Genomic DNA, 503 nt, shown 5'->3' on the forward strand with positions numbered 1-503 from the left:
GTACAACAGCTCGATGCAGGCAAGCTGGAACAAATCGTCCATGAAAACCGCGAAATGGCGACACAACTTTTAGAAGACGGGTTTAAATACAGCGATGACTCCTATAAAACCATGTTTATCAAAGAGCATCCCATCGCCGTGGTCGACCGTGATGAAAAGGGTAATATAATCTATGAAATAGATGCAAATGGACAGTATATCAAAGACGCTCGTGGACAACCAATACCTCACGCACATTATTTAACGGATGAAGAAAAGCAGCATTTACAAGAGGGTGCTGATGGCAAGGTGCATGTGTCCTTTAATGGCATCTTTACTCCACCAGAGGAAGCCGCTGTTTATGCGGTTCAACATGCAGAAAATAAAAATGAACCGCTTTATTTTGTTGTGTTCCCAGAAGCGGATTCTGCTATCTCAGAACTTCTAGTCGCGGGCTATCAGAAGTTTATGGAAAATAACTTTTGGGGTTTGACCAATTCAACACAAGAAGCAAAAGATTTGAT

General features: G+C 41.9%; 1 pseudogene. It reads left to right on the plus strand.

From position 1 onward, the window contains the following. Positions 1–503: pseudogene (locus ACFIN0_RS10235) on the plus strand (filamentous hemagglutinin); the annotation flags it as partial.

Source organism: Bartonella sp. AA89HNZF (assembly GCF_042196905.1).
Classification (GTDB): domain Bacteria; phylum Pseudomonadota; class Alphaproteobacteria; order Rhizobiales; family Rhizobiaceae; genus Bartonella.